We start from the raw sequence: 8,682 nt of genomic DNA, 5'->3' as shown, positions 1-8,682 counted from the left end.
GCTCGCGCGGCAGCGGCGCCGCGTGCGTCACGATCAGCCCCGAGACCGCTCGGGTGAGAGCCACGTACAGGCGTCGCAGACCCGTGCGCTCGTCGGGCTCACCGTCGACCACCGCCTGCGGCTCGTCCAGGACGACGTAGTCGTACTCCAGCCCCTTGGCGAGAGAGGCCGGAACCAGGGTCAGGCGGGTCGCCTCGGTCGTCTCCTCACCGGGATCGAGATAGCCGATGCCCGCCGCCGTCAGCGCTTGCGCCAGCGCCGCGATCCGGGCGTCCGCCACGATCAGACCGGTCGAGCCCTCGTTGGCCAGCAACTCCTCGCACGCGGCGACCACTTCGGCCGTCCCGCTGATCGGCCGGAGATCGAAGAACCCCGGGTTCTCACGCACCGACGCCACCGGCGTCAGCCCCGGCGCGATGTGCGGGAGCAGCCGGGAGGCGTATGTGATGACGTCCGTCGGCACCCGGAAGCCGGCCGTCAGCTCCTCGATGACCCCGTCCGCCTTCCCCAGATGCGCGAGCGCCTCGTCCCAACTCCGGGTCGCCCAGGGCGTGGTGCCCTGCGCGAGGTCGCCGAGGACGGTCGCGGAGCCGGTGGTGCAGCGGCGGCCGACCGCCCGGTACTGCATGGGGGAGAGGTCCTGCGCCTCGTCCAGCACCACATGGCCGAGCGAGTGCGTGCGCTCGACGACGTCCGTCGCCTCGTCGATCAACACCGCGTCGGCGGCCGACCACTTGGCCGACTTCACGGACCGGGCGGCCCTTTTACCCGATCCAGGCAGTGCCGTGAGGATCGTCTTCTGCTCGTCCTCGTCGAGGACACCGTCCGCGTGTACGGCGAGGAAGTCCGCGTCCGTCAGCAGCCGCAGCACCAGCCTGGCCGGGTCGACGGGCGGCCAGATCTCCTTCACGGCCGCCTTCACCGCGCTGTTGCGGGCCACCGCGTCCTGCACCCGGTCGTCCGGCGCCTCCCCCGAACGCTCCATCTGCACCAGCACGGCGTGCGCGATGCGCTGCGGAAGGGCGTCGCGGGCGGCGCCGTAACGGATGTCGCGGCCCAGCAACTCACGGACGATGCCCTCGAGTTCGTACGCCGGCACCCGCCACCGCCGCGACCCGCGCACGACGACGACCGGCTCGGTGGGCAGCGTGACATGCGAGTAGACGGCGCGCCGGAGCACCTCCGCCATCCGGGCGTCGCCCTTGATGACCGCCGCGGCCGCCTCGTCGGTGCCCCGCACCTCGACCTTTCCGGCGACCAGGTCGTCGACGGTGGCCTGCTTGACCGCCAGCTCACCCAGCGCCGGCAGGACCTGCTCGATGTAGTGCAGGAAGGACCGGTTCGGCCCGATCACGAGGGTGCCGGTACGGGCGAGCCGCTCGCGATGGGCGTAGAGGAGATACGCGACCCGGTGCAGTCCGACGGCGGTCTTCCCGGTCCCCGGACCCCCCTGCACACACACGGTCCCACCGAGCCCGGACCGCACGATCTCGTCCTGCTCGGGCTGGATGGTGGCGACGATGTCACGCATCGGGCCGACGCGGGGCCGCTCGATCTCCTGCTGGAGGAGCTTGCTGGTGGTGGCGGCCTCAGCCGGGTCGGAGAGGTGCTCGTCCTCGTACGCGGTGATGTCGCCGCGGGTGTACCCGAAGCGGCGGCGGAGCGCGATGTCCATCGGGTCCTTCTTGGACGCCCGGTAGAACGGCTGCGACACCGGCGCACGCCAGTCGATGACCATAGGGTCGCCACCCTGGTCGTGCACATGGCGGCGCCCGATGTAGAAACGTTCGCCGTCCGCGCCCTCGGCCAGGTCGACACCGGGGGCGTGCAGATAGTCGAGGCGGCCGAAGAACAGGGGGGTGTCGCTGAGGTCGGCCAGCGCCTTGATGCGCTCCCCGATCTGGCGCTCCAGGATCTGGGCGTTGACCCAGTTCGCGGTCACGTCGCTGATGTCGAGGGACTCGGCGTCCTCACGCATGGCGCGCAGGGCGGCCCGGGACTCGGCGAGGTGGGAGCGTTCGCGGCCGAGGGGGTCGTCGACGGGCATGGACAAGGGGGTGCCTCCGAAGGTGCTGCGGGCTGAGGTGCTGCGGCATGCCGGCCGGTTTCCGTCCGGTCGGCGGCACTCCGGGTGGGAGGCGGGCAAGAGCGGGGATTCTAGAGGGACGACCGGTGCGAGGGCCAACCGTTTTACGCGCCGCCCCCTAGGGGATCGCCCCTCGTTCCGCTGGGGGAGACTCCACCCCCAGGGTGTACCCAGGTAGCACAGGAAGTGGGGCCTTGGGGCCGATGCCCTCCTTATGCCCCGGGAGCCACCATGGAGACATGAGTGCAGCGACCTTCACCCCAGCCCCCGGTCGCCCGTCCGGAGCGACCTCCCTTTCCGGCGGCCACGCCACCCACCGCCTCGGCAACGCCCTGCGCGCGATCCGCGTCTTCGCGGGCGCCGCCTTCGACGTGGTCATACTCGGCGAGTACGCCGAGGACGCGGGCGTCCGCCGCAAGTAGGACGGAAGTAGGACGCCCGACATCCGTCAGGCCTCGGTCCCCTTGTCCCCCGCCAGCAGCTCGTCCGCGTCCACGATCCGGTAGGCGTACCCCTGCTCAGCCAGGAACCGCTGCCGATGCGCCGCGAAGTCCTGGTCGATCGTGTCCCGGGCGACGACGGAGTAGAAGTGCGCCTGGTGGCCGTCCGCCTTAGGCCGCAGCACCCGGCCCAGACGCTGTGCCTCCTCCTGCCGGGACCCGAAGGTGCCCGACACCTGAATGGCGACCGTCGCCTCCGGCAGGTCGATCGAGAAGTTCGCGACCTTCGACACCACCAGCACACTGATCTCGCCCTGCCGGAAGGCGTCGAAGAGCTTCTCGCGCTGGGCATTGGACGTCTCGCCCTTGATGACGGGCGCGTTCAGATGCTCCCCGAGCTCGTCGAGCTGGTCGATGTACTGGCCGATCACCAGGGTCTGCTGCCCGGCGAAGCGCTTGACCAGCGCCTCCGTGACCTTCCGCTTCGTCGCGGTCGTCGCACAGAAGCGGTACTTCTCCTCCTGCTCGGCGGTGGCGTACGCGAGCCGCTCGGAGTCGGTGAGATTGACCCGGACCTCGACACAGTCGGCGGGCGCGATGTAGCCCTGCGCCTCGATCTCCTTCCAGGGCGCGTCGAAGCGCTTGGGCCCGATGAGCGAGAAGACATCCGACTCCCGCCCGTCCTCCCGCACCAGCGTCGCGGTCAGCCCGAGCCGCCGCCGCGCCTGCAGATCCGCCGTGAACTTGAAGACGGGAGCCGGCAGCAGATGTACCTCGTCGTAGAGGATCAGCCCCCAGTCCCGGGAGTCGAAGAGCTCCAGGTGCGGATAGACCCCCTTCCGCCGGGTGGTGAGCACCTGGTACGTGGCGATGGTGACGGGCCGGATCTCCTTGCGCGTCCCGCTGTACTCGCCGATCTCCTCCTCGGTCAGCGAGGTCCGCTTCACCAGCTCGTGCTTCCACTGCCGGGCCGAGACGGTGTTGGTGACGAGGATGAGGGTGGTGGACTTCGCCTGCGCCATGGCCCCGGCACCGACGAGGGTCTTGCCCGCGCCACAGGGCAGGACGACGACCCCGCTGCCGCCGTGCCAGAAGTTCTCCACGGCCTGCTTCTGATAGGGCCGCAGCGCCCATCCGTCCTCGGCCAGCTCGATCGGGTGCGCCTCGCCGTCGACATATCCCGCGAGGTCCTCGGCCGGCCAGCCCAGCTTCAGCAGGGTCTGCTTGATCTGCCCGCGCTCGGAGGCGTGCACGACGACGGTGTCGGGGTCGAGCCGGGCACCGACGAGCGGGGCGATCCGCTTCGACCGCAGGATCTCCTCCAGCACCGGCCGGTCGGTGGTCGTGAGCACCAGCCCGTGCGCGGGGTGCTTGCTGAGCGTCAGCCGCCCGTAGCGGTCCATGGTCTCGGCGATGTCGACCAGCAGCGCGTGCGGCACCGGATACCGGCTGTACTGCACGAGGGCGTCGACGACCTGCTCGGCGTCATGCCCGGCGGCCCGGGCGTTCCACAGCCCCAGCGGCGTCACCCGGTAGGTGTGGATGTGCTCCGGCGCCCGCTCCAGCTCCGCGAACGGCGCGATGGCCCGACGGCACTCGTCGGCCTGCTCGTGGTCGACCTCCAGGAGCAGAGTTTTGTCGGACTGGACGATCAGCGGTCCGTTCACCTACGCACTTCCCTTCCGCACGGGCCAAACCTCCAGTGTGCCGTACCGCGCGCCGATGCGGCGGGCCCGTCCTGGGCAACCCTGGACCACCGTCGACCGTCTGACCGGGAGAGCAGCGCACCGGGCGCGATGTGCGGAGGGTGGGGGCATGACGGGGTTGTCGGTGCGCGGCTGGGCGACCGGGGTGGGGGCCGTGCTGGTGCTGGTGGGCACGGGTACCTGGGCCATGGTCCGGCCGGCCGACGTGGACGGCCGCCTGTGGGGTCAGGTGCGACCGGTGATAGAGGCACGGCTCGCCGCGGACTCGAAGGGGAGCGGCTACGGGGAGACCGTTCCCGGGTTCGGGGCCCGCTGGTTCTGCCGGGCGGAGGCCCTGGAACTCGCGGAGTACGAGGGACAGGTCAGGGCGGGAGTCAACACCCTGTGCATGGAGTACGGCGTGCAGGACCAGGCCCTGGTGGGGTGCGCGGGCGGACGGTATCCGCAGGTGGTGCGGCTGGAGCGGGTGGCCGGTGGCGGCTACCGGGTCGTGTCGCGCCAGGAGCCGCCGGACGGCGCGGGGCACGCGGAGTGGACGGAGACGAACTTCGGCGTCTTCGCCGCGTACGAGGCCGAGGACTCCATGTCCTCCGACGGCTTGGAGGCAGAGGCCCGCACGTACTTCGGCCTACCGCCGGACGCCCCGGTCAGCGACTGCTGAAGGGCGGCGCAGCCGCTCCTTCAGGGGCGCGGGGAACTGCGCGACCAGTCACGACGGCGCGGCAGACGAAAATCGACCCACGGCTTCCCCGACGGGCTAGTCGTCCGCCAGCTCCGCCACCCCCGTGATCCGGTGCAACGGATACGTCCGGACCTCGTCCGCCGTGTGGTCGTACGCCGTCACGAAGCCGCCCTCGACGCGGATCGGGGCGATGACGCGCTGGCTGGCGGAGCCCTCGGCGTTGACGTAGCCGATCCACAGGGCCTCGTTGGTGAGGACGGCGGCCTGCATGGTGGCGAGGGTCTCGGCGGAGCTGGTGCGGGGGAGTTCGCCGGTGGTGCCGTGGTCGGGGCTTTCCTTGCGCGGGGTCGTGGAGGCCAGGTCGCCCGCGCGGATCGCGCGGATCGCCGCCGACAGGAGTGTGGTGTCCGGCACCGGCGGACCGTCCGGGACCGGCTCCGGCGCTGTGCGCGGCGGGGTGCGGTGGGCGTGGGCGCGGGCGATCAGGACGTCGCCCTCGGCGGACTCGGCGGCCGGCGCGAAGCCCATCTGGCGCAGCCCCTCCAGGAGCACGGCCGGATCGGCCTGGGCCGCCAGGACCGTGGGGGCCAGCCGGCGCAGGCCCAGGCCGGCGGCGCGCTTGTCGGCGAGGATCTCGTTCAGCAGGGCGTCGTCGTCGCAGCGGACATAGGCGGAGGCGGCGCCGACGCGCAGGTGGCCGTGTCGGCGGGCGACGTCGTCGATGAGATACGCCAGCGGCTGCGGGACCGGGGTGCGGGAGTGCGTGGTGAGGAACGCGTGCAGGTCGGAGGCGGCCTGTCCGGCGTCCAGCGCCCGGCGTACCGAGCCCGGCGTGAACCGGTACACCGTCGCCCCGCCCTTCGACTCCACGTCCGCCAGTACGTCGAGCACGTCCGCCAGCGGGCGCTGCAGCGGGCCCGGGGCCACGGCGGTGAGGTCGGCCTGGAGCAGGACATGGTCCAGAGGTTCGGGGAGGAGGGGGGCGAGGAGACGGGCGGCCGCGGCGGAGGCGACGGCCTGCTCGGGCGGGGAGAGGGGCTCCACCGGGGGCGCGGTGTGGTGGTGGACGGGCAGCTTGTCGCCGGGGCCCGACGGCTCCTTGCGAGGAGTCCTCGCCGGTGCGGCCCCCCACAGCGCCCGTCCCTGGGCCGACAGCGCTCCGCGTCCGGTGACGCCCAGCAGTTCCGCCTCGCTCAGCGTCCACTCGGTGAGCCGTGACCGCAGGTCGTCGTCCCGCTGGGGGCCTCGCAGCGGCCGTTCCCAGCGCAGCCGCGCCTGTACGGACTCCGCGGACGGCGAGGCGCCCTCCGGGAGACCGGCCAGGAGGGTCAGCACCCGGTGCCGTACCTCCGGGGCGGCGCTGCGGTCCAGGCCCGGGCCCAGGGCGGACAGGGTGCGGTCCTTCATGTCCCGGCCGCCGACCAGGCCGGCCGTCCGCGTCGCCGTCAGCCAGGCCTCCACGAGCCGCACCCAGCGCTCGGCCGAGGGCCGCTCCAGCCACTCGTCGTAGGCCGGGGTCGCCGCGTACCGCTCGTCGGCCTCCCCGTCGGAGGCGAGCAGACCGGCCGCGTAGGCGAGCTCGACCCAGAACGCGGCGATCGGCTCGGACACGTCAAGGGCGACGGCGGTCCGCTTGAGGTCGCGGACGCTCAGACCGCCGGCCCGCAGCACCACAGGGCCGCCCTCGTCCCAGTCCTTCAGCAGCTCCTCCACCGTCGCCAGCGCGGTGTACGCCTGTCCGGCCGCCGTCGTGTCCACAACCTGTGGACGGTGCGTGGCGACCGGCTCGACGGCCGGCGGCAGCGGTTCGGTGACCCGGTGCGCCAGCCCGCCGCGCAGATGCAGGGCCACCTCCCGCGGCAGTACGACCGTCCCGGGCGCCGTCGGCAGCAGCAGCCCGACGTCGAGGAGCCGGCGCAGCCGGACCGCGGGGTCCGCCGTGACCTGCCCGTACGGCGGCCCCCACACCAGCCGCCGCAGTACCTCAAGGGACTCCTCCGGGAGGCCGGCGAGCAGCGCCGCCATCCGCTCGCGGTCGGTGAACAGCCCGGTCAGCGCGGCGACGGCGGTCACCGAGTCGTGCGTCGACGGCAGCCCGGCCGCGGTCACGATCTCCTGGATCCGGCCCGGCGACATCCCTGCCGCGGCCTCCTGCACCGTCGGCCCGAGCCCCGTCGGCGACGGATGCTGCGGCGAGGGCGCCAGCAGCTCCCGCGCGGTACGCACCAGCCGCAGCCGCTCGTTCTCGCCCCACACCAGCGCCTGCTCCCGCAGGGTCCCGAGGGCACGCGGCAGCGCTCCGGCGACGGCCGGCTCCCCGGCGTCCCCCGCCAGCAGCCTCAGCAACTCCGCGTACGACGCCGGATCCCCCGCCACGGCCAGCGCCTCCGCGGTCTGCAACGCGAACCGGTCAAGGCGCTCCAGAGCGCGCACGACCGAGGCACGGGTGCCGGCCCTCGTGGCGAGCTGGGTGAGGTCGGTGGGGACGGGGGTGATGAGATCGGGACGGGCCCGCAGGAGCGCGCCCAGGGAGGCGTCGTCCCGGACGCGGAGAGCCTCTGCGAGGGAGCGGGGCGGTGTGGCCGAGGTGCTCATCCGACCCACGTTAGCGGGTGGGTGTGACGGTGAGGTGCGGGTCTGTGGGCCGGGAGCCGGCCGACGGCACGACCGCGCGTGGCTGCATCGGTCGCATCACGCGCGATACGGTCATCCCCGGGGATTCAACGCGCCGCCCCCCGGAGGGACTTCGTGGGTATCGAGAGCGACCAGGTCGTCTACGAGTATCTGAGCCGCGTCGGTGACGTGGCCCAGCAGCGGCAGTTGCCGTCCGGCACCCGGATGCGCCTGGTCTCGGAGCTGCGCAACGAGATCGACCGGCGTCGGGCGAAGGTCCCGGTGGACAGTCCCGCGGCCGTGCGCCGGATCATCGACCGTCTCGGCAGCCCCGACGACGTCGTCACCGCGGCCGGCGGCACCTCCTCCGGGGGAGGCGCGACCGGCACCGGCGTCGTACCGCAGGCCCGGGCCACCCCGGCCCCCACCGCCGTACCCGTGCAGCGGGACCGGGACACCGGCGCCCCCCGCCCCAAGGGGCTGCGCCGTATCGTCCCCGTCCCGAAGCCGCGTCCCGCCGAGACGGTGGACGAGGCACCCGCGCCGCCCCACCTCGCGAGCGAGGCCGAGATCGGGAACAGCGCGCTCCAGCCGGACTGGTGGCGCACGGACAGCACCCCGTTCGGGGTCGGGGAGAGCCTCCCGGCGGGGTTCGTCGGCGGTGTGGAGATCCCGGAGCTGCTCAAGCCCCCGCCGCCCAAGGAGAAGCCGAAGCCGGTCGTCGAGAAGGCGCCGGAGGCCGAGCCCGAAGCCGGGGTCGAGGTCGGTGAGGTCCCCGTCACGCGACGCCGCCGGCTGCTCTCCCTCCCCAAGGGCAAGTGGAGCAACCCCCTCCTGCTGATCGCCGCGGGTCTCCTCGTCGTGGGCGCGGTCCTCGGCAACCTCGTCGTCCTGCTCCTCGGCTGGCTCATCGCCTACGCCTCGCGGCGGCTGACCGAGGCGGAGACCAAGTGGGCGGTGATGTTCCTGCCCGGCCTGGCGCTCACCGCCGGGATCGTGTGGCTGTGGGGCCGCACCGAGGGCCGCTGGGGCGAGCCCATCGTCAAGGGGCACATGAACGACGCGATCGCCGACACCTGGCCGTGGGTGATCCGGGGCGCGGCCGTCGCGTCGGCCCTGTTCCTCGTCTGGCGATCCCAGAGGCAGCGGTAGGAC

Annotated in this window: 6 protein-coding genes; 3 read left to right on the top strand and 3 right to left on the bottom strand. The window is 72.9% G+C overall.

The annotated features are described in order from the left end of the window. The coding region (locus TN53_RS15800) for a HelD family protein (protein WP_046259109.1) at positions 1-2,047 on the bottom strand (2,047 nt) is incomplete at its 3' end. 278 nt (positions 2,048-2,325) lie between these two features. On the opposite strand from TN53_RS15800, the gene TN53_RS15795 reads away from it, so the two are divergent. Next, the gene (locus TN53_RS15795; RefSeq protein WP_199924580.1) at positions 2,326-2,508 is read left to right on the top strand and encodes a hypothetical protein; all 183 of its coding nucleotides are present in this window, start codon (positions 2,326-2,328) and stop codon (positions 2,506-2,508) included. A gap of 26 nt (positions 2,509-2,534) precedes the next feature. Here the strand turns inward: TN53_RS15795 and TN53_RS15790 are convergent, their stop codons facing one another. Beyond that, positions 2,535-4,193, bottom strand: a complete 1,659-nt coding sequence (locus TN53_RS15790) for a DNA repair helicase XPB (RefSeq protein WP_046259107.1) — start codon at positions 4,191-4,193, stop codon at positions 2,535-2,537. 148 nt (positions 4,194-4,341) lie between these two features. Here TN53_RS15790 and TN53_RS15785 point away from each other — a divergent pair, with 148 nt between their 5' ends. After that, positions 4,342-4,893: a hypothetical protein gene (locus tag TN53_RS15785; RefSeq protein ID WP_199924579.1), complete on the top strand. Its 552-nt coding sequence runs from the start codon at positions 4,342-4,344 to the stop codon at positions 4,891-4,893. A 96-nt stretch (positions 4,894-4,989) separates the two neighbouring features. Here the strand turns inward: TN53_RS15785 and TN53_RS15780 are convergent, their stop codons facing one another. Next, positions 4,990-7,509: a helicase C-terminal domain-containing protein gene (locus tag TN53_RS15780; RefSeq protein WP_046259106.1), complete on the bottom strand. Its 2,520-nt coding sequence runs from the start codon at positions 7,507-7,509 to the stop codon at positions 4,990-4,992. 153 nt (positions 7,510-7,662) lie between these two features. Between TN53_RS15780 and TN53_RS15775 the strand changes: the two genes are divergently transcribed. Continuing rightward, complete coding sequence (locus TN53_RS15775; RefSeq protein ID WP_046259105.1) at positions 7,663-8,679, top strand: hypothetical protein; 1,017 nt, start codon at positions 7,663-7,665, stop codon at positions 8,677-8,679. Positions 8,680-8,682: the final 3 nt, after the last annotated feature.

The sequence above is a fragment of the Streptomyces sp. WM6386 genome, from assembly GCF_000972385.1.
In the GTDB taxonomy this organism is placed as follows: domain Bacteria; phylum Actinomycetota; class Actinomycetes; order Streptomycetales; family Streptomycetaceae; genus Streptomyces.
The sequence above is the reverse complement of the archived record's forward strand: the minus strand, read 5'-3'. Positions and strand labels throughout refer to the sequence as shown.